Source organism: Nesterenkonia haasae (genome assembly GCF_010119385.1).
GTDB lineage: Bacteria > Actinomycetota > Actinomycetes > Actinomycetales > Micrococcaceae > Nesterenkonia > Nesterenkonia haasae.
Map to the genome: position 1 here is coordinate 1 of NZ_VFIE01000030.1, position 22,841 is coordinate 22,841.

The 22,841-nt window shown below is 63.3% G+C and carries 25 protein-coding genes; 11 read left to right on the forward strand and 14 right to left on the reverse strand.

Annotated elements, in window-relative coordinates:
• Window positions 1-39: 39 nt before the first annotated feature.
• The 3 genes from FH975_RS15175 to FH975_RS15185 all read right to left on the reverse strand — a co-directional run bounded on the left by FH975_RS15175 (window position 40) and on the right by FH975_RS15185 (window position 2,946).
• Window positions 40-795 (reverse strand): ABC transporter ATP-binding protein, encoded by a 756-nt coding sequence (locus FH975_RS15175; protein ID WP_162322039.1) that lies wholly within the window; start codon window positions 793-795, stop codon window positions 40-42.
• A gap of 77 nt (window positions 796-872) precedes the next feature.
• Window positions 873-1,574: a response regulator gene (locus tag FH975_RS15180; protein WP_162322040.1), complete on the reverse strand. Its 702-nt coding sequence runs from the start codon at window positions 1,572-1,574 to the stop codon at window positions 873-875.
• Window positions 1,575-1,626: 52 nt separating this feature from the next.
• The gene (locus tag FH975_RS15185; RefSeq protein WP_153079047.1) at window positions 1,627-2,946 is read right to left on the reverse strand and encodes a sensor histidine kinase; all 1,320 of its coding nucleotides are present in this window, start codon (window positions 2,944-2,946) and stop codon (window positions 1,627-1,629) included.
• Between the two features lie 105 nt (window positions 2,947-3,051).
• Here FH975_RS15185 and FH975_RS15190 point away from each other — a divergent pair, with 105 nt between their 5' ends.
• The 3 genes from FH975_RS15190 to FH975_RS15200 all read left to right on the forward strand — a co-directional run bounded on the left by FH975_RS15190 (window position 3,052) and on the right by FH975_RS15200 (window position 5,282).
• Entirely contained in the window at window positions 3,052-4,002 is a 951-nt protein-coding gene (locus tag FH975_RS15190) for a Cof-type HAD-IIB family hydrolase (RefSeq protein WP_162322041.1), read from the forward strand.
• Complete coding sequence (locus FH975_RS15195) at window positions 4,002-4,895, forward strand: glycerophosphodiester phosphodiesterase (protein ID WP_162322042.1); 894 nt, start codon at window positions 4,002-4,004, stop codon at window positions 4,893-4,895. Before FH975_RS15190 ends, FH975_RS15195 begins: the two co-directional genes overlap by 1 nt.
• A 63-nt stretch (window positions 4,896-4,958) precedes the next feature.
• Window positions 4,959-5,282, forward strand: a complete 324-nt coding sequence (locus FH975_RS15200) for a PLD nuclease N-terminal domain-containing protein (RefSeq protein ID WP_162322043.1) — start codon at window positions 4,959-4,961, stop codon at window positions 5,280-5,282.
• Here FH975_RS15200 and FH975_RS15205 read toward each other — a convergent pair.
• Both FH975_RS15205 and FH975_RS15210 read right to left on the reverse strand, forming a co-directional pair.
• Window positions 5,279-6,586, reverse strand: coding sequence for an ABC transporter permease family protein (locus tag FH975_RS15205; protein ID WP_162322044.1), 1,308 nt, complete (start codon window positions 6,584-6,586; stop codon window positions 5,279-5,281). The genes FH975_RS15200 and FH975_RS15205 overlap by 4 nt on opposite strands.
• Window positions 6,583-7,317, reverse strand: coding sequence for an ABC transporter ATP-binding protein (locus FH975_RS15210; protein WP_162322045.1), 735 nt, complete (start codon window positions 7,315-7,317; stop codon window positions 6,583-6,585). The genes FH975_RS15205 and FH975_RS15210 overlap by 4 nt, the downstream gene beginning before the upstream one ends.
• A 19-nt stretch (window positions 7,318-7,336) precedes the next feature.
• Here FH975_RS15210 and FH975_RS15215 point away from each other — a divergent pair, with 19 nt between their 5' ends.
• Both FH975_RS15215 and FH975_RS15220 read left to right on the forward strand, forming a co-directional pair.
• Complete coding sequence (locus tag FH975_RS15215; protein WP_153079053.1) at window positions 7,337-7,534, forward strand: hypothetical protein; 198 nt, start codon at window positions 7,337-7,339, stop codon at window positions 7,532-7,534.
• Complete coding sequence (locus FH975_RS15220) at window positions 7,498-8,259, forward strand: CDP-alcohol phosphatidyltransferase family protein (protein ID WP_162322046.1); 762 nt, start codon at window positions 7,498-7,500, stop codon at window positions 8,257-8,259. Before FH975_RS15215 ends, FH975_RS15220 begins: the two co-directional genes overlap by 37 nt.
• 6 nt (window positions 8,260-8,265) lie before the next feature.
• On the opposite strand, the gene FH975_RS15225 is transcribed toward FH975_RS15220, so the two are convergent.
• The 7 genes from FH975_RS15225 to FH975_RS15255 form a co-directional block, all read right to left on the reverse strand.
• The gene (locus FH975_RS15225) at window positions 8,266-9,234 is read right to left on the reverse strand and encodes a carbohydrate kinase family protein (RefSeq protein ID WP_162322047.1); all 969 of its coding nucleotides are present in this window, start codon (window positions 9,232-9,234) and stop codon (window positions 8,266-8,268) included.
• A 72-nt stretch (window positions 9,235-9,306) separates the two neighbouring features.
• Window positions 9,307-10,542, reverse strand: a complete 1,236-nt coding sequence (gene moeB, locus FH975_RS15230; protein WP_162322048.1) for a molybdopterin-synthase adenylyltransferase MoeB — start codon at window positions 10,540-10,542, stop codon at window positions 9,307-9,309.
• An 88-nt stretch (window positions 10,543-10,630) separates the two neighbouring features.
• The gene (locus FH975_RS15235) at window positions 10,631-11,419 is read right to left on the reverse strand and encodes a thiazole synthase (protein WP_162322049.1); all 789 of its coding nucleotides are present in this window, start codon (window positions 11,417-11,419) and stop codon (window positions 10,631-10,633) included.
• A 1-nt stretch (window position 11,420) separates the two neighbouring features.
• Window positions 11,421-11,660, reverse strand: coding sequence for a sulfur carrier protein ThiS (gene thiS / locus FH975_RS15240; RefSeq protein WP_153079058.1), 240 nt, complete (start codon window positions 11,658-11,660; stop codon window positions 11,421-11,423).
• Between the two features lie 32 nt (window positions 11,661-11,692).
• Window positions 11,693-12,340: a class I SAM-dependent methyltransferase gene (locus tag FH975_RS15245; RefSeq protein WP_162322050.1), complete on the reverse strand. Its 648-nt coding sequence runs from the start codon at window positions 12,338-12,340 to the stop codon at window positions 11,693-11,695.
• A gap of 54 nt (window positions 12,341-12,394) precedes the next feature.
• Window positions 12,395-13,015, reverse strand: a complete 621-nt coding sequence (locus FH975_RS15250) for a CDP-alcohol phosphatidyltransferase family protein (RefSeq protein WP_162322051.1) — start codon at window positions 13,013-13,015, stop codon at window positions 12,395-12,397.
• The gene (locus FH975_RS15255) at window positions 13,008-13,721 is read right to left on the reverse strand and encodes a TVP38/TMEM64 family protein (protein WP_162322052.1); all 714 of its coding nucleotides are present in this window, start codon (window positions 13,719-13,721) and stop codon (window positions 13,008-13,010) included. The genes FH975_RS15250 and FH975_RS15255 overlap by 8 nt, the downstream gene beginning before the upstream one ends.
• Before the next feature lie 110 nt (window positions 13,722-13,831).
• Here FH975_RS15255 and FH975_RS15260 point away from each other — a divergent pair, with 110 nt between their 5' ends.
• The 4 genes from FH975_RS15260 (at window position 13,832) to FH975_RS15275 (ending at window position 17,573) form a co-directional block, all read left to right on the forward strand.
• Window positions 13,832-14,506: a haloacid dehalogenase type II gene (locus tag FH975_RS15260; protein WP_328821920.1), complete on the forward strand. Its 675-nt coding sequence runs from the start codon at window positions 13,832-13,834 to the stop codon at window positions 14,504-14,506.
• Window positions 14,507-14,678: 172 nt separating this feature from the next.
• Entirely contained in the window at window positions 14,679-15,767 is a 1,089-nt protein-coding gene (locus tag FH975_RS15265; protein WP_162322053.1) for a type III polyketide synthase, read from the forward strand.
• A gap of 8 nt (window positions 15,768-15,775) precedes the next feature.
• Window positions 15,776-16,468, forward strand: a complete 693-nt coding sequence (locus FH975_RS15270) for a methyltransferase domain-containing protein (RefSeq protein ID WP_162322054.1) — start codon at window positions 15,776-15,778, stop codon at window positions 16,466-16,468.
• A complete protein-coding gene (locus FH975_RS15275) occupies window positions 16,461-17,573 on the forward strand; it encodes an FAD-dependent oxidoreductase (protein WP_328821921.1) in 1,113 nt (370 codons plus the stop codon). Before FH975_RS15270 ends, FH975_RS15275 begins: the two co-directional genes overlap by 8 nt.
• A gap of 19 nt (window positions 17,574-17,592) precedes the next feature.
• Here FH975_RS15275 and FH975_RS15280 read toward each other — a convergent pair whose 3' ends face one another.
• Window positions 17,593-18,450, reverse strand: a complete 858-nt coding sequence (locus FH975_RS15280) for a UbiA family prenyltransferase (RefSeq protein WP_162322056.1) — start codon at window positions 18,448-18,450, stop codon at window positions 17,593-17,595.
• 79 nt (window positions 18,451-18,529) lie between these two features.
• On the opposite strand from FH975_RS15280, the gene FH975_RS15285 reads away from it, so the two are divergent.
• Complete coding sequence (locus tag FH975_RS15285) at window positions 18,530-20,254, forward strand: ABC-ATPase domain-containing protein (RefSeq protein ID WP_162322057.1); 1,725 nt, start codon at window positions 18,530-18,532, stop codon at window positions 20,252-20,254.
• Here the strand turns inward: FH975_RS15285 and FH975_RS15290 are convergent.
• Window positions 20,230-21,156: a DMT family transporter gene (locus FH975_RS15290; RefSeq protein ID WP_202923301.1), complete on the reverse strand. Its 927-nt coding sequence runs from the start codon at window positions 21,154-21,156 to the stop codon at window positions 20,230-20,232. The two genes, FH975_RS15285 and FH975_RS15290, sit on opposite strands and share 25 nt — an antisense overlap.
• Window positions 21,157-21,325: 169 nt before the next feature.
• Between FH975_RS15290 and FH975_RS15295 the strand changes: the two genes are divergently transcribed.
• Window positions 21,326-22,840, forward strand: a complete 1,515-nt coding sequence (locus tag FH975_RS15295; protein ID WP_162322059.1) for a succinic semialdehyde dehydrogenase — start codon at window positions 21,326-21,328, stop codon at window positions 22,838-22,840.
• Window position 22,841: the final 1 nt, after the last annotated feature.

The following is a 22,841-nucleotide window of genomic DNA, read 5'->3' on the forward strand; positions in this document are numbered from 1 at the left end:
GGGCCCGAAGCACCGTCAGGCGCTCGAAGCTACCCCGCATCAACGAGCTGCTCCGATCATCTTGGCGGCCAACAACTGAGCAGTGGGGCGACTAAGGGTCTCTGACACTCGACCGTCGGAGAGAACGACTGTTCTGTCAGCCTCCGCGGCGGCATTGGCATCATGGGTGACCATAACGACTGTCTGTCCGAACTCGTCCACGGCGGCACGCAGCAGCGCCAACACCTCCGCTCCGGTGCGTGAATCCAGGTTTCCGGTCGGCTCATCGGCAAAGATCACCGCAGGTTTGGAGACCAACGCCCGGGCCACCGCGACCCGTTGCTGTTGTCCGCCAGAGAGCTCGAAGGGCCGGTGGTCCAGGCGGTCGGTCAGCCCGAGTCGATCAATGACCATGTCGTAGTAGTGGCGCTCCGGTTCCGGCCCACCCAGTGAACTCGGCAGCAGAATGTTCTCCCGGGCTGTCATGGCGGGCACCAGGTTATAGGCCTGGAAGACAAACCCGATGTGCTGGCGACGAACGAGTGTCAGGTCCCGTTCCGACAGGCCGGTGAGCTCGACGTGGCGCTCCCCCACGGAAAGCAGCACACTGCCTTCATCGGCGCTGTCCAACCCCGCAAGAACATGGAGGAGTGTCGACTTTCCAGACCCGGAAGGGCCCATGATCGCGGTGAACTCTCCCGCGGGGATTTCAACGCTCAGCCTGCGCAATGGGTGCACAGTCGCCTCTCCTGAGCCATAGGTCTTGGTGAGGGATTCAGCGCGGAGCGCCGCGCGAGTAGTGGTAGCTGTCTTCATACCCTTGACATTACGGAACCGGCGACGGCACAGCATCGGCCCATAGGCCCAACCTCACCTCATCCTGCGGTATGAGTTCAGTCGCCGACGATGCCTGATTCGTAGGCGAACACCACAGCCTGAACGCGGTCCCGGCAACTGAGCTTTGCCAGCACCTGCCCCACATGGGTTTTGACGGTCGCCTCAGAGAGGTACAGCCGCGCGGCGATCTCAGTATTGGAATCACCGGTGGACATTTCAGCGAGGATCTCCCGCTCCCGGTTGGTCAACAGATCCAGGCGCTTCTGCTGTTCACTGGTGGGGGCGCGGCGTCGTCCCTCTCCCAACAGGGTGGAGTCAAGCAGCCGCCGCGTGGTGGTCGGAGCGACCACAGCGCCTCCAGTGACCACTGTACGGATGGAGTCCAGCAGGACCTCCGGCTGAACATCCTTCAGGACAAACCCCGCTGCTCCGGATCGCAGCGCCTGCAGGGCGTACTCATCAGTGTCGAAGGTCGTCAGGACGATCACCCGCGTTCCCGCCAGCACCGGGTCCTTGGTGATCGCGGCCGTGGCTTCCAGTCCGTCCAGCACCGGCATGCGAATGTCCATCAGCACGACATCAGGTCCCTGCCCCGCAGCGGCAAGCTTGCGCAGCTGATCCAAAGCCTGGGCGCCGTCACCGGCCTGCGCGGCGACCGCCATATCGGCCTGGGAGTCGATAACCATGGCGAATCCAGCGCGAAGCAGCGCCTGATCATCGGCCAGCAGAACAGAAATCTGCTGGGTGGTGTCATTCATGACCGACTCGCTTCCTGGCCATTGAGGACCGGCTCCGGGCTCTTATCCATTCTCAACGTCCCCTCCTGTGGGGCCGCACCCGCTCCAACGGGAACCGCGCTTCGACGCTGAATCCTGACTCCAATGATTCCTCACCTTTGGCTTTGGCGTTCAGCGACCCACCATAGAGCCGGGCCCGCTCCGCCATTCCCAGCAGACCCGAGCCGGCACCGTCGTTCCGTGCTGCCGCTCCGCGGCCTGTGTCACTGATCTCCAAGGCCAGTTCCCCCGCACGGTAGTCGGTGCCCAACCAGACATATGCCTTCGCCTCAGGACCGCCGTGCTTAAGCGTGTTGGTCAGGGCCTCTTGGATGATCCGGTACAGCGCCAGCTCGACCCCCTCACCGAGCGGAGGCAGCGACTCTTGGGCGATGTTGAGTTCAACCTCCAATCCGGATGCGCGGACATCGTCCACAAGCCGGGGGATGTCACCCACTCCCGGGGCCGGGCGTTTCTTCAGAGTTCCCTCCTCCCGGAGCACCCCGAGCATACGGCGCAGCTCGGTGAGCGCCTGGCGTCCGGTGTCCCCGATCGTTTCGAAGGCTTCACCCGCACGCCCAGGGTCTTGGTCCAGGACATAGCGGCCACCGTCAGCCTGAGCGATCATGACCCCCATTGAGTGGGAGACGATGTCGTGCATCTCCCGCGCGATGCGCATCCGCTCTGCGTCAGCAGCCAACCGTGCTTCCTGGTCCCGTTCCCGTTCAAGCAGTACATTCTTCTCCTTGATCGCCTCCCGCTCACGACGCCGCCGCCCCGCCAGATCACCGAACAGCCACGCGCTGAGCACCACTGCAGCGGAGAAACCCGTGAAGAGCGCAGCGATGAAGAGGGCCGCACCCCAGTCCCCGCCAGCAGGCGCACCGGTCAGTCCACCGGCAGAGGCCACCACCAGAAGCCCGAGCAGCACCGCTCCGATGAGACCTGTCACCAGGTAGGTCAGGCTGACTGACCGGGTGCCGTACTTTGCGCAGGCGTAGACAACTAAGGGCACAGAGATTGCGGAGAAACCCGGACCGTACATGGCCAACATTTGGCACAGCGCAGCGAAAGCGATGATCCCAGCAGCCAGACCTGGGCGTATGCGAGACAGCGCCAGGGGGGCGATCGCCAGGAACTCCAGCACCACCATGGCGGGCAGCAGCACCGAGGTGCCGAACATCCCCGTACTGTACGGAGATGGGGAAAGCCCGGGGCTCACCACCCAGAACAGGGCACTGAGCAGCAGCAGCGGAATGACCTTAAAAAGGGTGTCGCCCAACCACGGCCGTCGTTCGAAGTGCCGGACTATCCGCACATGGACAGGCGGTGCGTCGAGTAGGCGGTCAGGCATGAGACCCAGTCTAAAGAGGAGCTCGGAAAGAAGCCTCAGACCACAGGATGACGTCACATCCCGAGGGTGCCGGTGTTAGCCAGGTTTCTTCGGTACTTTAGTTGAATGAACTCTCAGCCCGTCGCTCCCGTCTCATTCGGGAGACCCGCAGTGGGCGACGCTCCAGTCAAACTGGTCGCCACTGATGTGGACGGCACGATTCTCTCCTACGCGCAGTCGATTTCCGGGAAGGTTTCGACCCGGACCGTGGAGGCCTTTCAGGCTGCTCGCGAAGCGGGCATCGCTGTGGTGCTCGTTACGGGCCGCCCAGTGCGGGGCCTACGTGGGATCAGCAGCGCGTTAGGACTGATGGGTCCGGTGATCGCCTCCAATGGTGCGATGACCTATGACCTGGCGGCGAATACACCCCTGGATCACCAACCGCTTGCGACGCAGTCGCTGTTCGACGCTAAGGACCTCATTCAAGAATTGGACCCCACGGTGGCTTTCGCTGCAGAGACTCCGCAGATGCTCCACATGGAGGAGTCCTTCGCCCGCGGGTCACTGTGGTTCGACGACGAGCGGCGACGCGCTGCGGGGATCCGCGACGCGGAGATCACTATGGGCCCGTTGGATGAAACCCTCGAACGCCACACCGCCCGGCCAGTCTCCGCAGAGGGTTTCGCACCAAAGGTGCCGGTGCTGAAGCTGCTGGCCAAGACCCACGCGATGGAAGCCGATGCGTTTATTGCCGCTGCACAAGAGCGGATCGGCCATATGGTCACAGTGACGCATTCGGCCCCGGGAGTCAGCCTTCTCGAAATATCGGCTAAGGGCGTCAACAAGGCCCAGGCACTGCGCCGATACGCCGACTCTCTGGGCATCGACGCCGAACACACCATCGCATTCGGAGACATGCCCAACGATGTTGAGATGCTTCAGTGGGCAGGGACCTCCTGGGCTGTCGGTTCCGCCCACCCTATGGCCCGCTCCGCCGCTGACCGGATTGCTGGGACCTGCGAAAATGACGGGGTGGCTGAGGTTTTGGAGCTGCTGCTGAAGGGGACGCTGCCCTGATGAAAAACCAAGCCGCACAGAGCCCATACCGCGCTTATCCATACCGAGAGGTTCCTTACCTTCTGAACTCGACCCCGGGACGACTGCATCATGCGCCCTTGGCTTTCGCCCACCGCGGAGCTGACCCGGCACGGGAAAACACAATGGCAGCATTCCGCCGAGCAGTGGACCTCGGATTCCGCTATCTCGAGATCGATGTACGGACTTCCGCTGATGGAGTGCTGGTCGTCTTTCATGATGAAACCCTTGACCGGGTCACCGACGGTGCCGGACGGCTCGGCGACCACACCTGGGACCAGCTCAGCCAGCTGCGCGTCACGGCCGCCACGGAAACCAACCCCGCAGATGACCCGAAGCCTGGACTTGGTGAACCACTGGTGAAGTTTGAGGAGGCGCTGCTGGCCCTTCCAGACACCCATTTCAATGTTGACCTCAAAGACTCGGAAGCTGCGCGGCACTTCGCAGAGATCGTTGATCGGCATGAAGCACATCACCGAGTGCTCGCCGCCAGCTTTAATGATGCCCGCAGGCAGCGAGTCGGCCGGCTGGTCACCAAGCAGGTCGCTTCCTCAGGCGGCTGGGTTTCCACTGCCCTGATGGTTTTCTTGGGCCCGTTGGGCGGTTTCGGCAAGCTCTCGCAGCGCCTCGCGCACTTCGATTGTGTCCAGGTGCCGATTCGCCAAACTCGGGTGCCGATTGTGCGCCCGAGATTTGTGGAGCGCTGCCATCGAGCGGGGCTGCAGGTCCACGTGTGGGTAGTCGACGACCCGGCAGAGATGCACCGGCTACTGGACATGGGTGTGGATGGCATTATGACCGACGACGCCGAGGCGCTCGCCGCGGTGATGCGCGCACGCTCAGTGTGGCCCCAAACCGTGCCCCACGAGGACTAGGACCCCACGGTCCTTCCATGTCAGGTCAAGGTGGCGGTCAGCCCCAGCGCCTAGACTCACCCCATGATCACCGAGCTACTCGCCATGCTTGCCGAGGGGGCACCTGCTGGTTCAGTGACAGTGCCCTGGTGGTTGCGTTTCGGCGTCCTGGTCTACGGGGTTCTGCTGGTCGCGGCATTCATGATCTACGCCCAGACTACGCACCAAAGACCATGGAATGTCCTTTGGGTTCTGGTCATCGCATTCGTTCCAATCCTGGGCGCCCTGTGCTATTTCGTCGTCCAGTCCGTCGACTACCGTCGGCAGAACGACAAGCCCGTCAAGGGCCGGGCAGAAACGATGGCGCCGGAAGAGTACGGAGCGGGTGGCAGCGAAGCTCCTCGTTAGGCAGGCCCAGTCACGACTCGCATAGTGGGTCGGGTAGCGAGCATACCCAAGTAGATCAGAAGCACTCCGGTACCGAGCACCAGTGCCAGAAGGAGGATCGTCAGCGGGGCCGTGAGGATCGTCAACCCCACGATGGGCAGCGCCACAACACATGCGCTCCCAACCGCCACTGTGAGGACTGCCGCAAGCGGGCGCATCACTGATTGGACGCGGATCCGGTTCAGTTGGCGCACACTGAGCCCCATCGTGGCCAGTCCTCTGTAGAGATCCTTCCGATCCAAGACCTGTGCTGTCTGATTCAACCCCACTGAGCAGGCTGTCATCAGAAACGCCACGAAGAGAGTCAGCCACACTCCGCGCTGGATATCACCGACAAGCATCACATCCTCTGGATGAGTCATGGGTTCCAATGAGCTCATCAGAGCTACCCCACTGCCGGCGATCACGCCCACAAATGCAGCGATGGCAACCCCTCCGACCTGTCGCCACATCTGCTGGGGGGACTCCAGTACGTTCCTTGCCGCAATGAGCCGCTCAGCAGTGGCAGCACGCTTCGCCTGCCGTCTGGCGATGAGTTTCAGCACCCATGGTCCGACGAGCTGCACAGCCAGCAGAGGCACCGCCAGGAACGCAAACGCCACCACCAGGAGTAGCACTTCATTATGGATCGGCACCATGTTGTGGAGGATGAACACCACGGCAACGGCGAGCAGCGCGATCACCGCCCGGACCCATTTCACTCGCTGCGGTAGCTGCCGGGTGCGGACACCTAATGGGGTAACTTCCACCCGACGCAGTCCAGCAACGGCTGCCGCGACCGCGAAAAGCAGCAGGACGGCGCAGGTGGCAGCCAACAGGCCTGGCCCCAGCCATAGCCCAGAGACACCCATCGGCTGACCCGCGAAAACCAACAGGCCCACTAATGGCATCAGCAGCGCGTAGAGCAGGGATCCCGCCAGAATCCCAGCTCCCGCAAGGACCACCGATTCCGCCAACACCAGCCGGCGCAGTTGTCCTGAGCTGGCACCGAGGAGTCGAAGTCCTGAGAGGCGTTCGTCCCGACGACGGGCCAGGAGCCTCGCTGCCGAACTCATCAACGCCAACATGGGGATCACCAGCAGGATCAGGGCAACGGTGGCGTAGAGAAAGTACACGTCCTGCAACGCGGAGTGTTCCAGTGTGTAGAAGTACATTGCCCCTGCGAAGACCATCAGTCCGATGCCGCTCGTGAGGCCGAATCCTGCAACAGGCAGTGCCCAAACCGCCCGATCCGCGAAGAGCTTCTCAAGGAAGAGCCGGATCATCGCCCGCCCCCTGCATTGTGACCCTCTGGCAGGGCACCACTGGTGGCAGAATCGTGGACGAGACGCCCATCCTGCAGCCGGACAATTCGTGAGCAGCGCGCTGCGACAGCCTCATCATGGGTGACCACCACCAAGGGTGCTCCGCGTCCTGAAGTGGAATCGAGGAGGGCACTGAGCACTTGATCGGACGTCGCGGAGTCCAGCGCTCCGGTGGGCTCATCCGCGAAGACGATCTGCGGGTTGTTCACCTGAGCTCTCGCGATGGCGACCCGTTGCGCCTGCCCCCCAGAGAGCTGACCGGGCCGACGGTCCTCCATTCCCTCGAGTCCCAGGGCATGGAGCCACCCAGCGGCTGTTGACTCCGCAGCTGGACGGGGTACCCCGGAGAGCATCAGAGCAACGGCCACATTCTCCAGAGCTGTCAGTTCCGGCATCAGCAGACCCTCTTGGAACACGAAGCCTATGTGCTGAAGGCGCAGCTTTGCTCGCTTTTCCGAGTTGAGAGTGGAGAGCTCTACGGGACGGTTCAGTGCCTGGAACTGAACGGAGCCGGAATGTGGGGTGATGATCCCGGACAGTACGTGCATCAGCGTGGTTTTTCCTGAGCCAGATGGCCCCATGATGGCCACCGACTCTCCATGATGGATAGTGACATCTACCCCGCGGAGGGCCTCAGTGGCGCCGTACCTTTTGCTCAGTTGGGTCGCGGTAATGAAGGGTGCGGTGTTCATACACACCATGGTTTCCCGAATGAAGGGAGCCGACATCGGAGTACAGGAGGATTCTCACCCCATCCTGTGGTCTGAGATCGTACTCCAGCAGGTCATTCTGGGCTTTGCCGATGCACATCCTGACCGAGACCCGCAGCTCCGCATCGCCGCAAGCGGACCATACGCGGGTAAGGTGAGGCCATGTCTGCACCCCACACAGGTAGGCGGCATCGCCTAGCAGCGCTGTCGGTCCATGCCTATACCGCGCTCGGGGTGGTCCTTGCCCTGCTCATGGTGCACCTTTCCTACGCCGGCGAAGTCGAAATTGTGCTGTGGCTCTTTTTGGCTGCGATGATCATTGACGGCTCAGACGGCTTCCTGGCTCGGCGCTTCCGGGTCAAAGAAGTGGTTCCCGGTTTCGACGGTGCCCTGCTGGACAACATCATTGACTACATCACGTATGCCTTCGCTCCCATGGTGCTCCTCTGGAGCACCGGGTACCTGCCCGGTGGGTGGGTCGGCGGTGCAGTGGCATCGGTGGTCCTACTCGCTTCCTGCTACCAGTTCTGCCGCAGCGACGCGAAGACCGACGACCACTTCTTCCTTGGGTTCCCGAGCTACTGGAACATTGCGGCGTTCTACCTGATTGTCCTGGGCGCCGGTACGGCAGCCACCGTCACCACGCTGCTGGCACTGACGGTGCTTGTCTTCGTCCCCATCAAGTACGTCTACCCCTCCAGGACTGAGACCGCGTGGTGGCCGACCATGACACTCACCACTCTGTGGCTGGGGCTGTACGCACTGATCCTGGTGCAGTTCCCCTCACCGAGCCTGTGGCTGATCAGCCTGTCCGGTGGATATGTCCTCTACTACGCCGCCCTGAGCCTGCATCTGACGCTGACACGGCGCAGCGCTGAGGAGCTGCCGTCGTCATCATCAGAGGCCGGGGCCCCGGACTCGTGACCTTGTTCAGGGTGTTGTGGGAGCGATCGGATCAGCCAAGGCGGCGGCAAGTTCTGCGGCGGTCGGTGGCTGCGCTCCGAAGCGGGAAGATGTAATAGCCGCCGCCTGCGCGGCAGTGTGCAGCACCTGGGCGACGTCGCGTTCCGAGATGCTGCGAAGCGCGTCACGGTGAGTCGAACCGAGCAGGCCCCGCTCACGCAGGCTGGACAGTGTGGCAGCCATGAACGAGTCTCCGGCGCCGACGGTATCGGCGACGTCGATCGGGAAGGCACTCTGTTCAGCGAACCCTGAGCGGGCCAGCGCCATGGCCCCGGAGGCGCCGCGGGTTACCGTGACCAACGCCGGACCCAGCTCCAGCCAAGCACTCATGGTGTCTTCGAAACTACGTTCTGGATACAGCAGCTCCAGGTCATCGGTGGAGGCCTGGATGACGTCTGCCAGTGCCACGAACTCTTCGGTCTGCTCGCGTGCCAGGTCCCGATTCGGCACCAGAGTGGGCCGATAGTTGGGGTCATAAGAGATGGTGGAGGTTTCCCTCATTTGGCGCAGCACCGTCTTGACCACGGACGCTCCGGGTTCGATCATGGCCGCGAGCGAGCCGGTGTGCAGATGTTCCATGGTGCTGGTGGGCTTCATCAGTTTGCTGGTCAGCTCGTCAGCAGGAGGCAACGACCAGTCCAGAGAGAACTCGTAGCTGGCTTGGCCGGTCGGGTCCAGGGTGGCAATTGCGACCGATGTCGGGTGCTCGTCGGGGTCCAGTACTGAAGTGATGCCCTGAGCTCTCAGCGCCCGGGCAATCATACGGCCGTAGTCATCGTTACCGTGCCGACCTGCGAAGACCACGTTGTGCTCCAGGCGAGCCAGTCCCACGGCAACATTGAACGGGCTGCCCCCCACGTGCGACTTTGGGGCAGACGTCTCTGATTCGACAACGTCTACCAAGCATTCGCCTATGACTGCCAGGTACTGATCCACCCCTCTAAGCTACCCCACAACCCCGCACTTGAGCAGGCCGGGGTTCCAGGTGAAGGTGGAAAGTTCCGCCGCTCAGCGCTGCTGCCAGAGGGCGTATCCCCCCAACAGGTTCTTCACCTGCGCATCGGGGAAACGCTGCCTAATCATGGCCAACGCCTGCCGGGAGCGGACTCCATGTTCGCAATAGACCACTGCCGGTGCCTCCTCCGTGGCGTCTTCCAAACCGGCCGGAGGCTCCTCCGAACGCCAGAGCTCCATCAGGGGGACGTTCACGGCGGATTCAATGCTGCCAGCATTGTGCTCATGCGGTTCGCGGACATCGAGGATCAGCCCGACTTTGCCGGTGGCGGCGGCTTGCTGGAACTCTGCCGGGGAGAAGTCGTCATGCTGCTTCGGTTCACCGGTGAAGGGATTGAAGTCGAGGTCACCCGGCACAGCAGACTCCTCAGGGTCAGAGCTGCTGGCGGCGTCGTCGTGCGCGGCGGGGGCAGGCGTGGGCACCGGGCCAGGCTCGGGGACCCTGCCGCCATCCATGCTGGTGACCGGCTCGCGTTCCGGATCCGGTCGAAGCCGGAACTCCCCAAAATGAGAATTCAGGGCATCGTAGGTGATGACTCTGCCGATGAGCGGTTCGCCGATTTCAGCTAAGAATTTGATGGCTTCGGTGGCCATGAGGGATCCGACGACGCCTGGGAGCACACCGAGCACACCGGCCTCCGCACATGTGGGCACCTCACCTGGGTCGGGGGCTTCTGGGTACAGGTCCCGGTAGGTGGGGCCACGCTCGCCGGAAGGCAGGCGAGACCAGAAGAGGCTCACCTGCCCGGAATAGCGAAGGATGGACCCAGAGACCAATGGCTTATGAGCGATTTCGCAAGCGTCGGAAACCACGTAGCGGGCGGTGAAGTTATCTGAGCCGTCAATGACGATGTCTGCGGGTTCAATCAGCCGCAGCGCATTGGCTTCGGTGATCGCCTCCTGGTGTTCGGTGATCTTCACCTCTGGATGGAGCCCGCGCATCGTCGCCGCAGCCGAGGCTGTCTTGGGTTGGCCGATGGTGTCCTCAGAGTGGATCACTTGGCGGTGCAGATTGCTGCGGTCGACCACGTCATGGTCAATGATGTCGATGGAGCCCACTCCGGCCGCAGTGAGATAGGTAAGGATGGGCGCTCCCAGCCCCCCGGCGCCGATGACGACTGCCCTGGAGTTCATCAGCTTCGCCTGCGCGTCTATCCCGAATCCGGCCAGCGCAAAGTGCCGCTGAAAACGTTCGGCCTGGCTGCGGTTGAACATGCTCAAGGTATTCATGGTGTTCCTTCTGATCAATCTTCAGGAGGTTGTTGGGATTTCAGGCTCTTATAGGATGCTGAACGCCCAACAGCTGACTGATAAAGCCCTAGGTGAGGTCCTCCAGGGGGTTGATGATGCCCTCTGCGGGGGATGAGGCGAGCGCATGTTCGCGTTTGGGGATGCGTCCGGCGCGGGCGGAGTGCAGGCCTGCTTCTACGGCGAGGCGCATTGCCTCAGCCATGGCTGTAGGGTCCTGAGCCCGAGTCACCGCGGAGGCCACAAGGACTGCCGAGCAGCCCAGTTCGATGGCGAGGGCCGCTTGTGAGGCGGCGCCGATTCCGGCGTCGAGCACCACCGGCACTCCGGCGCGGGAGCAGATGAGTTCAATGTTGTGTGGGTTCAAGATTCCCAGGCCCGTGCCTATTGGTGCGCCCAGCGGCATCACCGCCGCGGCACCCGCCTGCTCCAGGCGCAGTGCAACCGCGGGGTCATCGCTTGTGTAGACCAGCGGGGTGAACCCTCTGTCGACGAGTTGCTCGGTGGCTTCCAAGGTTTCGATCACATCTGGCAGCAGCGTGTGCTCATCAGCGATGACTTCCACTTTGATCAGGTCAGTCTCCAGGGCCTCCCGCGCCAGCTCCGCGGTCAGCACGGTGTCTTTGACGGTGTAGCAACCGGCGGTGTTGGGCAGCACGTCAATTCCCAGCCGCTCGAGCATGGAGAACACCGAGGTCTTGGTGTCGGGGCTGTAGCGACGCATAGCCACAGTAGTCAGCGTGGTCCCCGACTGCACCAGAGCCTTCTCCAAGGCACTGAGGTCAGTAATGCCCCCAGTGCCCATAATGAGGCGGGACTGCAGTGAGTAGTCGCCGATGCTCAGCGGTGCAATCTCCATCTCAACCTCCCTGGACCGCAGTGACGATCTCCAGGTCCTGACCGGCGCTGAGCTCGGTGACTGCCCAGCGGCTGCGGGGCACCACTTCCCCGTCGAGTGCCACGGCAACTCCCAGGCGGCCTCCGTCCACAGGGGCTCCTGCGGAGGTGAGTTCGCGTCCGGTGGTGTGGGCGACGGCGTCGACCACGCTGGCCTGGTCTGGGAGCTCTACGTCACTGTCGTTGATGCGGACTGAGGTCATGCTGCCAGCATACGCCGGACCGGGGGCACTTCTCAGGTCGCCGGAGGCTTGGACCCGACTCTGACCTGCAGGTGGCCGCCCCGTGCGGAGGCACTGTTCACCTCAGCGCAGTCGCGTTCGAGTGCTGTCCAGGGATGGGCGTTGATGTCTGAGCCGCCGAGCCTGCAGGCGAGCTGAGCCAACGGGCTGAAGACAGCTGCTGCGCCGTGAGGTTTCTGCATGTCCAGGATCCCTAGTCGCGCCCGGGGTGTGGTGAGATTCCACATGGACTGCCAGGCGCAGGGCCAGGCACCCATGAGGGACAACGAGTAGGTGGCGAGGGCAGCATCGGAGAGCGCCCGCCCACCGGCGCTGATGGTCCGCGCTGAGATATCTGCGGGTTCGAGGCCGGTGGCGTCGGCTTGGATGAGGATGACGTTGGTCCAGCCGTTGCGCTGGGCTCTGCGTCGAGCTTGGGCGAGCATAGTGGCGCTGCGGTCAATACCGATCACAGTTCCCGTGGATGTCACGCGTTCGCTGAGCCACGGAAAGTTCAACCCGGTGCCGCACCCGATGTCGAGGACCTGGTCACCTGACTGCAGATCCAGCAGACGGGCCAACCCACGCCGGCCGGCACCATAGACGGGGTGCTCAGCCGAGAGCAGATCGTACAGTGGAGCGATTCTGTTGTATTTCGCCATGGTGGGCCCCTTCAGGATTTGTGGGGTTGAGCTGAGACGGCGGAGAATGCGTCATCACAGCGCGCGATAGCCTGCGATGATTCGGTGAGAAGCGCTGATGGTGACCAACCCCGCCCACACCGTGGCAATATACGCCGCGGCGGCGGGGAAGAGCAGCCAGAGGCTGTGCACGACAACTGTTTCAAAGCCTTCGGCTAAGCCTCCGAGGAAAGAGAGCGACCTGCCGTCGTCGAGTTGTTTTCCCGTTCGCTCGGCCAGGGAAGAGAACGCCAAGAATGAGCCTCCGTTGATGTAGTAGGCGAAGAGCACCAGCAGAAACGGCAGCCAGGGGGCTCCAAAGGCGGCGGTCGCGCCGATAGCAACCCCGGTGACCGTGGCGCCGTAGACGACGAAATCCGCGCAGATGTCCCAGAATCCGCCCTGCCCGGAGTCTTGAGCGGAGCCTTCCGCGCGGCGTCGGGCCAGTGGTCCGTCGAGACCGTCGGCAAGCCGGCAGAGCAACCACAGGATGAGCGCAGGGGCCCATTGCTGGGTAGCGGCCATGACCGCGCTGGCCAGACCGGCGGCGAGGTTCAACCCGGTCAGGCGGTTCGGGGTGACCCAGGGATAATCAATGCGACGGGTTATGGCGTCTAACGCAGGGGCGAGCGCTGAGCGTAGCCGAACATCAAACATTGTCTCTCCTGCTTTGTCTTCTTTTCCGGACTGCGAATACTGCGGCACCTATGGTCAGGAGGCCAAGCACTGCCAGCGCAGCTTCGGCACGAAATCCGGGGTCAAACCCGTAGGCTCCCAGCGCGACGTAGCTGGCTGTGCCGGGGATGATTCCCAGTGCCGTGCCCGCCAGATAGGGCCACCAGCCGACTGAAGTCAGCCCTGCTGAGTAGTTGATCGCGGTGAACGGCAGCACCGGGATCAGGCGAGCCCCCGCCACTGCCGCGAAACCGTGCCCTCGGAGTATGTCGTCGACTCGGGCGACCCGGGCACCGGTAAACCGCTCTACAGCCGCCCGGCCCAAGAAACGTCCGAGCCAGAAGGCGCTCGCCGCTCCGGCTACGGCCGCGATGTACACGATGAGCAGCCCTGGGCCGAACCCGAAGAGAACGCCGGCGGTAATGGAGAGCACATTTTTGGGCACCGGCGCCAAGGTGAGAGCGGCATATCCAATGCAGAAACCGACCGGACCCCACCAGCCAATTTCTGCGATCATGCTCCGCAGCTGCTCCACCGAGGGGATAGGGAACGCCAGAGCCAATGCCGTGAAGATACCGATAACAATCATCAGCGCCACGGCTTTAGCGATCACAGGTTTGCGGGACTCCCGCGTCTTTTCCGCCTCTGAGTCCCCTGACCTGACGCTCGACTCCTCCGGGCCTTCCACGTATTGAGCGTACTGGAACTGGGGGTTCGACTACGAGGCACCATGTGTGGCACGGATATGCTCTGAGGACTGCGCGATCTGCCGGAATCCCCGAAGGAGAGGTGCATCAAGTGACTCTGCCCACATTCATGGTGTTCGACGTCAACGAGACGTTATCCGACATGGGCCCCCTCGGGCGCGCTTTTGAGCGGCAAGGTGTGGCTGCCGTTGAAGCTGACCTCTGGTTCAAGGAGCTGCTCCGGGACGGTTTCGCGCTCACCGCTGCTGGAGAGAATCCGGACTTTACAGAGCTTGCTGCAGACAGTCTCGACCGCAGATGTGAGAACTTCCTCGGGTCCGAGGGTGCGCAGAAGGCTCGGGAGGAGATTCTGCAGGTTTTCAGAAGTTTGACGTTGCACCCTGACGCTGCTGAAGGGATCCCGAGCCTGCGGCGGCTGACTCGCCTAGCGACGCTCAGCAACGGACCGGCTGCCGTTGCAGAGTCACTGCTGGGCCGCGCGGGACTCGCGGAGTGTTTCGACCACATCCTCTCCGTTCAAGACGCTCCGCGGTGGAAGCCTGCCCAAGAGGCATACGACTACGCCGCCCGGATGGTTGAGCAGAACACGTCAGAGATGATGCTCGTCGCGTCGCATCCCTGGGATATCCACGGAGCGCACGCTGCGGGTATGCGCACTGCCTGGATCAATCGAGATGACGGCAGGTATCCCAGGTACTTTGCCTCGCCAGACATCATCGCTCAGGATTTCGAAGACCTGGCACACCAGTTGGGCGAAGACATCTAGAACAAGCGGAGTCAGGATCCGCCATGGAGGACCCAGGCTGCCGCTGCCTCAGATGAGACTGCCGGTGCGCTCACCGCAGAGCGCCTGATAGCCCCCGGCTAGGGTCTGACCTGCGGTGTCTCTGAGACGGCAGCCGAACACGCGCAGAAGCCAATCATGGTTTAGTGGACTCATGCCCACGCGCATCGCATCCATCGGCACCTCAGTCCCGAAGACGGCCGCCTCTCAGGACTATCTGCGCGACTTCTTCGCAGAGCAACCCGGCCGGGACCGGCTTGCTCGCCGCTACATTTCCGCCGCGTTCGACGCCGCGGGGATCCGCAACAGGCACACCGCCCTCGCTGGCCTAGGCGGCACACCCGACGGCGTGTTCATCGCCGAGGACAGCACTCTGCTGAAACCCACCACAGGCACTCGAAACTCGCTCTACCGCGCCGTCGCGCCCCAATTGGCGGCGCAGGCGGCACACTCAGCCGTCGTGGAGGCTGATATCGCAGCGGAGCAGATCACCCACCTGATCACCGTGTCCTGCACCGGGTTCTTCGCCCCAGGGATCGACTACCACCTGATCCGCGACCTTGGCCTGTCTGCCACAGTGGAGCGCAGCCACTTAGGATTCATCGGCTGCGCAGCTGCCCTTCCGGCGCTTCGGCTCGCCACCCAGATCACCGAGGCCCGGCCCCAGGCCGTCGTGCTGGTGGTCTGCGTGGAACTGTGCTCAATCCACGTTCGGGAGAGCTCCGACCCGGAGCAGATTGTCGCCTCCTCCGTATTCGCTGACGGGGCAGCAGCCGCAGTAGTCACAGCCAAGGAACACACCGGCCGTCCCGGTGGAATCCGGCTGGACCGTTTTGCCTCCGCCCTGACTGATGAAGGTGAATCAGACATGGTCTGGACGATCGGCGATCACGGATTCGAAATGAGACTCTCTGCCGAAGTTCCGCGCATTATCGGACGTGAAATTCGGCACGCCGTCGACACGTTCCTGGGCGGAAACCAACCACCTGACACCTGGGCCGTGCACCCTGGCGGACGCAGTGTGCTGGACCGGGTGGAGAAGGGGTTGGACCTGCCAGCAGAGGCGCTCGCCGCCTCGCGGTCGGTCCTGCGCGATTACGGCAATATGTCCAGCGCCACGATCCTGTTCATCCTGCGTCAGATGATGGCTGACCCTGCTGTCTCAGGGAGCATCGCTGCATTGGCGTTCGGTCCCGGCCTGACGGTGGAATCCGCCCTGCTGCACAAGATCCCCTCCATCTGAGGCACATCATGGACTTGTCGAAGCGCGATGAGCACCTGCGTGAACTTATGGACGACCCCGACTGCGACCCGCAGCGTCTCCACGCGACCCTGCGGCGATTCGGCCTGGTCAACAAGATGGTCTCCGGATGGGGCACCATTTACCGCATCCGGCTCAAGGAGCTCCTGATTGGTCTTGGGCGTCCAGCGCGGGTGCTGGACTTGGGTTCCGGCGGTGGGGACGTCATAGCGCACCTGGCAGCACTCACCCGCCGCGACGGGCTGCAGGTGGAGTGGACTGGCGCGGACCCGGACCCAAGAGCGCACGACGTCGCCTCACGCACCCACGTGCCCGGCAGCACTTTTCTGTGTGCTGACGCCGACGAACTCCTCGCTCAGGGACAGGCCTTCGACCTGGTGATCTCCAATCATGTGCTGCACCATCTGGAGCCCGAGGAGCTGACCAGATTCACCGAGGCCTCCCGACAGCTGGCCACGACGGCCGTGCTGCACAATGACATCCGGCGCAGCCGGCTCGCCTACTCCCTCTACAATGTGGGAATCGCCCCTCTGGCAGCGGGTACGTTCCTCCGGGTGGACGGGTTACGTTCCATCCGGCGCAGCTACCAAGTCGCAGAACTCAGCGCGGCCCTGGGAGATGACTGGACCGTCAGCGCACCCGCGGCCTTCCGGCTCCTCGCCCAGGGTCCAGGCCGTGCCTGAAGTCATCGTGATCGGAGCCGGGCCCGTGGGGCTGCTGCTCTCTGCTGAACTGAATCGCCGCGGTATCGGCGTCGCACTGATTGAATCCCGCGAGCAGGCAGGTCCCGGAAGCCGGGCCATCGGCATTCACCCTCCAACCCTGGCTGCGCTGGAAGGCTCTGGGGTCACAGACCGCCTCCTCCAAGGCGCTGTGCGTGTCAGTCGCGGGGAGGCCAGGTCCCAGGGCCAGCTGCTCGGTGCGGTGCGGTTCGACCAGCTGCCCACACGGTTCCCGTTCGTCGCGACCCTTCCGCAGGAAGCCACCGAGCAGATCCTCGCCGCAGAGGCACCAGGGGTGCAGCGCGGAGTGACGGTTACTGCAATCACGCAGAGCGAGCAGCAGGTGACCCTGCAGACGTCAGAGGGTGAGCGACGTGCTCCCATTGTGGTTCTCGCTGGGGGTTCCCGCTCCCGGGCCCTGGTGTATACGAATTCCGCCGCCCAGAGCTATCCGGACCGGTACCTGATGGTGGATACCCATGTGGCTGCGGCGGAGGACAGCAGCACGGCTGTGATTCACCTGGATGAAGGTGGTGTGTTGGAATCGTTCCCGCTCCCCGGCGGCCGCAGGAGGTTCGTGGCGTGGGACGCACCCCACGCCGACCAGGATCCCACAGCGCAACAATCTCGTATGGAACGAACTTTGGCAGTTCGCGACCATCGGCTGGAAGGCACCACACGAGGCTTCGGCGTACGCCGATATGTAGCCCCCAGCCTGCGCAACGGGCGGGTGTTCGTCATTGGTGATGCCGCCCATGAAGTCAGTCCCATCGGGGGGCAGGGCATGAACCTGGGGCTGCTCGATGCCGCGAGCCTGGCCCCACTGCTGACCGATTGGGTGCGCTCGGGTCACGCCCCTGAGGCCGAGCTGCGCCGGTGGGAGCGAGCACGAGTGGGCTCTGCCCGTAGAGCCGCCGCAATGGCCGGACTGAACACACGGCTGGGACGCCCCGCACCGCGAGCGCTCAGCGCACTGCGCAGCAACGTGGTGCAGCTGATGCTCGGTCCAGGCGCCGGCCGGCTGATGACACGCGCCTATGCCATGGGTTTCGACCACCACGCCTAACCGTTAGGCCAGCGGCAACTCATCCGGTGAGTGAACCGCCAGATGCCACCAATTGGGCGGCGAGCACGAAGGCGGCGAGCATGACCAGCCGGAATAAGACCCTTCCTGATCGTCCAGCACGCACCATCCCCAGCGTCACGACCGCAACACTGACGACGACGCCGAAGAACAGCCAGGCGACCACCGGGGCTTGCGCAACACTGCCCTGAGTGGGCCCCAGGGTCACCGCCAGCCCGCCGGTAATGACAGTGGCGGCGGCGCAGCTGGCGCTGATGCGTCCACCGAGCCGGTGGGGTAAGCCGCGGATGCCGGTGCGGGCGTCATCGTCGAGATCTGGGAGCACATTGGTCAGGTGCAGCGCTGCGCCCAGTGCCGCCCCGGCCAGCCATGCCCAGGGTGCGGCGAACTGGGGCTCTGCCGCAGCCAAGGTGGCAAGGGAGGGAAAAAGCCCGAAGCTGAAGAGGTACGGCAGGATCGATAACCACGTGGCTTTCAGCCCCAGGTTGTAGCTCCACGCGGAGGCGATGAAGGCCGCATGTGCCAACAGAAGGCCCACTCCCAGGGGCGCGGAGAGCACGAGGGCGGCGATCAGCATCGTCGCAGTCCCGATCCAAGCGGACCGGACGCTGATGTCTCCGCAGGCGATGGGTTTGTCTGTCCTGCCCACTGCTCGGTCGCGGTCAGCATCCAGGGCGTCGTTGGAGATGCCCACGGAAAGTTGACCGGCGAACACTGCAGCCGCCAGCAGTCCGACGCGTCCAGAGCTGACTCCGCTGGCGATCGCCAGTGCGGCCGCCAAGGCGGTGACCACCAATGTGGGGCCCGGATGCGACGACCTCCACAGACCACTCAATAGCCGTACAGCCGCTCCAACCATGGAGCCAGTCTCTCACTGGACAGCCGATGAGAGGATGACACACAACGACCAGATCAGCTGACATGAGGACAGTAGGTATATGACGGACCGATCCACTTTGGAGCGCACATTGCATTCCCTCGACGGGCGCGGCTACGGAGGGTACAAGAACATTGCCGGTGCTCACCGTCTGGGACCGTTTACCTTGAATGTGGACAAAGTTCAGGTGGATCCATTCGCTCCGCCATCCCTGATGCGGATCAGCATCCCGCGGGCTGAAGCCGACCTTCCTGAACATCTTGTCTCGGACCGTGCTGGCCGCATCGCCGTGGGAGATTTCATCACCCGGGCCTTTGCGGAGGCCGTGCGCAACCGGTCCGCGCAGTCTGACAGCGGAAGTAGGAGCCCGGTGAGCATCGGAACTCCTGGCCAGCAGGTCCTGGAACGCTCCAGTGTGCTGATCAGTGCCGAAGCGGTGGAGGCCCGTATCGCGGTGGAGCTTCCTGCTGCAGGCCGCAAAGCACTAGGTCGGAAGGCGGCCCGACTGCTCATCCAGGAGCTTCCAGAGATCGCCTCTGCCGCTCTGCTCCACGCCTCACTGGATCACCAGGCCCTGGAGGACCATATTCGGCTCTACCGCGATCAGGAGTCCCTGCGCAGCCAGTTGGCGGAAAAGAATCTGGTGGCTTTTGTGGGCGACGGCGCGGTTCTGGCCCGTCGCTCAGGGAATTCAGACAAGCCCCTGGATCAAGGGGTCGTGGAGTTCTCGAGCCCGGAATCGCTGCGCACACGTTTCACGCTGCCCAGTGGCCGCCAGGTGCACGGGATGGGGGTCCCTGAAGGGGTGACGGTGATAGTCGGCGGTGGGTACCACGGCAAATCGACCCTGCTGCGGGCCATGGAGCGCGGGGTCTACCCGCATATCGCCGGTGATGGACGCGAATGGGTCATCACCCGGGCGGAGGCAGCCTCCATCCGGGCCGAAGACGGCCGCGCTGTGACGGGGGTCGATATCTCACCGTTCATCTCCGGTCTGCCTTCAGGCACAGATACTGCAGATTTCAGCACGACCAACGCCTCCGGATCGACGTCGCAGGCAGCCAATCTCGTGGAGGCAGTAGAGGCGGGGGCTTCAGCACTGCTCATCGACGAGGACACCTCCGCCACCAACTTCATGATTCGTGACGAGCGGATGCGTCAGCTGATTCCCGCGGACCGCGAACCGATCACCCCGTTTGTGGAACGCGTCCGGCCCCTGTACACCGAACGAGGCGTTTCCACTGTGCTGGTAGCAGGTGGTTCCGGCGCCTACTTCGATGTCGCTGATCAGGTGATTGCTCTGCAGGACTACACACTGCACGAGGTCACCGAACGCGCTCGCCGCATCGCCGCCGAGTATTCCAGCCCAGCTCACAACGCTCGGCAGTCAGGCCAGGAGATCCCGGCTGAGCCCATCTTCTCTCACGCCAACGTCCGCATGCTCGACGCCGGATCCCTGCGCGCCTCCGGCAAAACCAAGCCAGCCCGGGCCAAAGGCCGGGACACCGTGCAGTTCGGCAAGGAGATGATTGACCTGGCCGCCTTGGCCCAGGTGGTCGACTCTGCGCAGACGGAGGCGATCGCTAAGGTTCTGGATCGGCTCGCCGATGCGGCCGACGGCACCCGGAATGTTCACGAGTTGGTCCTGGAGGTTCTGGCGAAGGTTGAGGACCACGGTCTCGACGTGCTCTCCCCGCACCGCGGACATCCGGGACATTTGGCCAGGCCACGTCCGCATGAGGTGCACGCTGCCCTGAACCGTTACCGGGGGCTGACCTTGGCCTGAGCCGGCAGGCGCACCTTGCGCCGGCTGAGCAGAATTGCGACGATCACGATCGCTGCACCCACTGGCTGATTCCAGGAGATGTGCTCGCCAAGCACCACAAAACCTAGGGCAACTCCGATCACTGGGGTCGTGTACGTGACGCTGGACGCCACAGCTGCTCCCCAACCGGCCACTATATTGGTGTTCCAGATATAGGCGAAGCCTGTGCCCACTACACCAAGCGCCACCATGCTCACCACGACCTCCGGCGTCAGCGACATCGGCTGACGATCGAAACACAGCACCACCATCAGCAGTAGCACAGCGCCCACCGATACCTGGGTGGCAGCCACCGCTGGGGCGCGCAGACCAAGTGGTGAAACGAACTTCCTGAGGTACACGAATGCGATGCCGTAAGAGACGGTGGCCGCCAAACAGGCCAGTTGCGCAGCTGAGGTGGTTGTGGCGGCGTCGTGTGTGAGCTTCCATGGGGCGAGTACCAGCAGAACCCCAGCGAGACCTAGGACCAGCCCTGCGAGCTGAAACTTGTGCGGACGCTCTGCGCGCAGGGCAACCAGCGACACCATGAGCGTCATCAGCGGTGTGGTGGCATTGAAGATGCTCATCAGTCCGGAGCTGATGTGCTGACCAGCCCAGGCGAAGAGTGAGAACGGGATGACGCATAGGAAGACTGCTGTCACGCTGATATGCCCCCAAGCACGTCCCGAGCGAGGCAGGGGCATCCTGAGGATCACGACGGTGATGCCCAAGGTCGCTGCGCCCAATGCCATCCTCACAGCTGCGACCTGAAGTGGGGAAAGTCCACCCACCCCAACTGACATCAGGAGGAAACTTGACCCCCAGGCTAGGGAGAGGGCGAGGAACTGAGCCGGCAAGGCAGCAGACGGAGTAGAGCTGGACACAGCGTGAGGCCCTTCGGATGGAAGAAACTGCTTCAAACAATTCCTCATCAAAACACCACCGATGATCGGGTGCTGGCGGGTTTCGGACCTGGCATATCACGGCCGGTCCTCGAGGCGAGAAGATCCTTATCCAGGGAGGCGTCGAGCCGCAGCGGTTACGATCACGGGCATGGATCTCCGCGAAAAGCCCGACGCCGATTCAGGACTCACTGCCCGCAGCTTCACCGTCACCTGCCCGTTCGACGACTCCGAAGTGGGTCAACTCTCCAGGTCCACGCCGCAAGAGATCAGGGCAGCTTTCGCCGCCGCCGGTCAGGCGCAGCGGCACTGGGCTGAGGTGCCCGTTGAGCGGCGGATTGAGGTCATCCGCCGATTCGCCGCTCTGGTGGACAACCACCAGGACGAGCTCCTGGACCTCGCCCAGCGTGAAACAGGTAAAGCACGTATCAGCGCCGCCGAAGAGTTGGCCGATATTGGGCTTTGGACGCACTACCTGGCGCGTGAAGGTGGCGCGGCTTTGCGCACCCGGCAGCGCCAAGGCGGATTTCCACTGCTGACAAGCACCTATGAGCGCCGGGTTCCGGTGGGGGTCGTCGGGGTGATCACACCGTGGAACTATCCACTGACCCTTCCCATGACCGACTCGCTGCCAGCACTGCTGGCGGGCAACGGCGTCGTTCTCAAACCCGATGAACAGACATCTCACACAGCCTTGCGGCTGGTGAAGCTTCTTCGGGAGGCAGACCTACCCCAGAACCTTATGAGTGTTGTCCTGGGGTCAGGGGAAGAGGCCGGGGGCGCAGTCGTCGATCACGCTGATTATGTGATGTTCACCGGGTCCTCTGCCACCGGGAAGGTCGTCGCCCAACGCTGTGCGCAGCGCCTGGTCGGGTTCTCCGGAGAGCTCGGCGGCAAGAACCCCATGCTGGTCCTGGAGGACGCTGATGTTTCCCATGCCGCGACCGCAGCGGTGAACTCCTGCTTCGCCAACACCGGTCAGTTGTGTATGAGCATCGAACGGATCTATGTCCACTCTTCGCGGTGGGACGAGTTCACCTCCACGCTGCTGAAACGGGTGCGCTCCCTTCGGTTGGCACCAGGACTGACCTGGAAGGCCGATGTGGGCAGTCTTGTCGGTCAGGCGCAACTCAGCCGAGTCTCTGAACGTGTGGATGAAGCCGTCGCCACCGGGGCGGAGGTGCTAGCGGGAGGCCGAGCACGCCCTGATATTGGCCCCTACTTCTATGAACCCACGCTGCTTACCAACGTCAGCGAAGGCATGCGGGTGCACCGCGAGGAGACCTTCGGACCTGTGGTCAGCTTGTACCGCGTGGACAGCGAGGAAGAGGCCATCGACGCCGCCAATGACACTGACTACGGCCTGCTGGCCAGCGTATGGTCGCGTCAGCGCGGCGACGAGGTGGCTCAGCAGCTGCGGGCCGGCAGCGTCAATATCAACGACGGACACACCGCAGCATGGGCCTCAATGGACGCCCCTATGGGCGGATTCGGGCAGTCCGGGATCGGACGAAGGCACGGTCATGAGGGCATCACCAAGTACACGGAATCACAAACGATCGCCCGTCAGCGCCTGGCGCCGGTGGCTCGGATCCCGGGAATGTCACAGAAGCAGTGGGCGAGGATGATGATGCGGGGAGTTCGGGCGCTCAGAAGCATCAGATAAC

Excerpts from the sequence above, each read along its gene's own strand:
- FH975_RS15220 (WP_162322046.1), top strand. The coding sequence starts at position 7,498 with ATGTCTGCACCCCACACAGGTAGGCGGCATCGCCTAGCAGCGCTGTCG.
- thiS (WP_153079058.1), bottom strand. The coding sequence starts at position 11,660 with ATGACCTCAGTCCGCATCAACGACAGTGACGTAGAGCTCCCAGACCAG.
- moeB (WP_162322048.1), bottom strand. The coding sequence starts at position 10,542 with ATGAATACCTTGAGCATGTTCAACCGCAGCCAGGCCGAACGTTTTCAG.
- FH975_RS15250 (WP_162322051.1), bottom strand. The coding sequence starts at position 13,015 with ATGTTTGATGTTCGGCTACGCTCAGCGCTCGCCCCTGCGTTAGACGCC.
- FH975_RS15245 (WP_162322050.1), bottom strand. The coding sequence starts at position 12,340 with ATGGCGAAATACAACAGAATCGCTCCACTGTACGATCTGCTCTCGGCT.
- FH975_RS15175 (WP_162322039.1), bottom strand. The coding sequence starts at position 795 with ATGAAGACAGCTACCACTACTCGCGCGGCGCTCCGCGCTGAATCCCTC.
- FH975_RS15190 (WP_162322041.1), top strand. The coding sequence starts at position 3,052 with ATGAACTCTCAGCCCGTCGCTCCCGTCTCATTCGGGAGACCCGCAGTG.
- FH975_RS15215 (WP_153079053.1), top strand. The coding sequence starts at position 7,337 with ATGAAGGGAGCCGACATCGGAGTACAGGAGGATTCTCACCCCATCCTG.
- FH975_RS15180 (WP_162322040.1), bottom strand. The coding sequence starts at position 1,574 with ATGAATGACACCACCCAGCAGATTTCTGTTCTGCTGGCCGATGATCAG.
- FH975_RS15235 (WP_162322049.1), bottom strand. The coding sequence starts at position 11,419 with ATGGAGATTGCACCGCTGAGCATCGGCGACTACTCACTGCAGTCCCGC.
- FH975_RS15185 (WP_153079047.1), bottom strand. The coding sequence starts at position 2,946 with ATGCCTGACCGCCTACTCGACGCACCGCCTGTCCATGTGCGGATAGTC.
- FH975_RS15265 (WP_162322053.1), top strand. The coding sequence starts at position 14,679 with ATGCCCACGCGCATCGCATCCATCGGCACCTCAGTCCCGAAGACGGCC.
- FH975_RS15200 (WP_162322043.1), top strand. The coding sequence starts at position 4,959 with ATGATCACCGAGCTACTCGCCATGCTTGCCGAGGGGGCACCTGCTGGT.
- FH975_RS15205 (WP_162322044.1), bottom strand. The coding sequence starts at position 6,586 with ATGATCCGGCTCTTCCTTGAGAAGCTCTTCGCGGATCGGGCGGTTTGG.
- FH975_RS15295 (WP_162322059.1), top strand. The coding sequence starts at position 21,326 with ATGGATCTCCGCGAAAAGCCCGACGCCGATTCAGGACTCACTGCCCGC.
- FH975_RS15270 (WP_162322054.1), top strand. The coding sequence starts at position 15,776 with ATGGACTTGTCGAAGCGCGATGAGCACCTGCGTGAACTTATGGACGAC.
- FH975_RS15280 (WP_162322056.1), bottom strand. The coding sequence starts at position 18,450 with ATGGTTGGAGCGGCTGTACGGCTATTGAGTGGTCTGTGGAGGTCGTCG.
- FH975_RS15210 (WP_162322045.1), bottom strand. The coding sequence starts at position 7,317 with ATGAACACCGCACCCTTCATTACCGCGACCCAACTGAGCAAAAGGTAC.
- FH975_RS15195 (WP_162322042.1), top strand. The coding sequence starts at position 4,002 with ATGAAAAACCAAGCCGCACAGAGCCCATACCGCGCTTATCCATACCGA.
- FH975_RS15285 (WP_162322057.1), top strand. The coding sequence starts at position 18,530 with ATGACGGACCGATCCACTTTGGAGCGCACATTGCATTCCCTCGACGGG.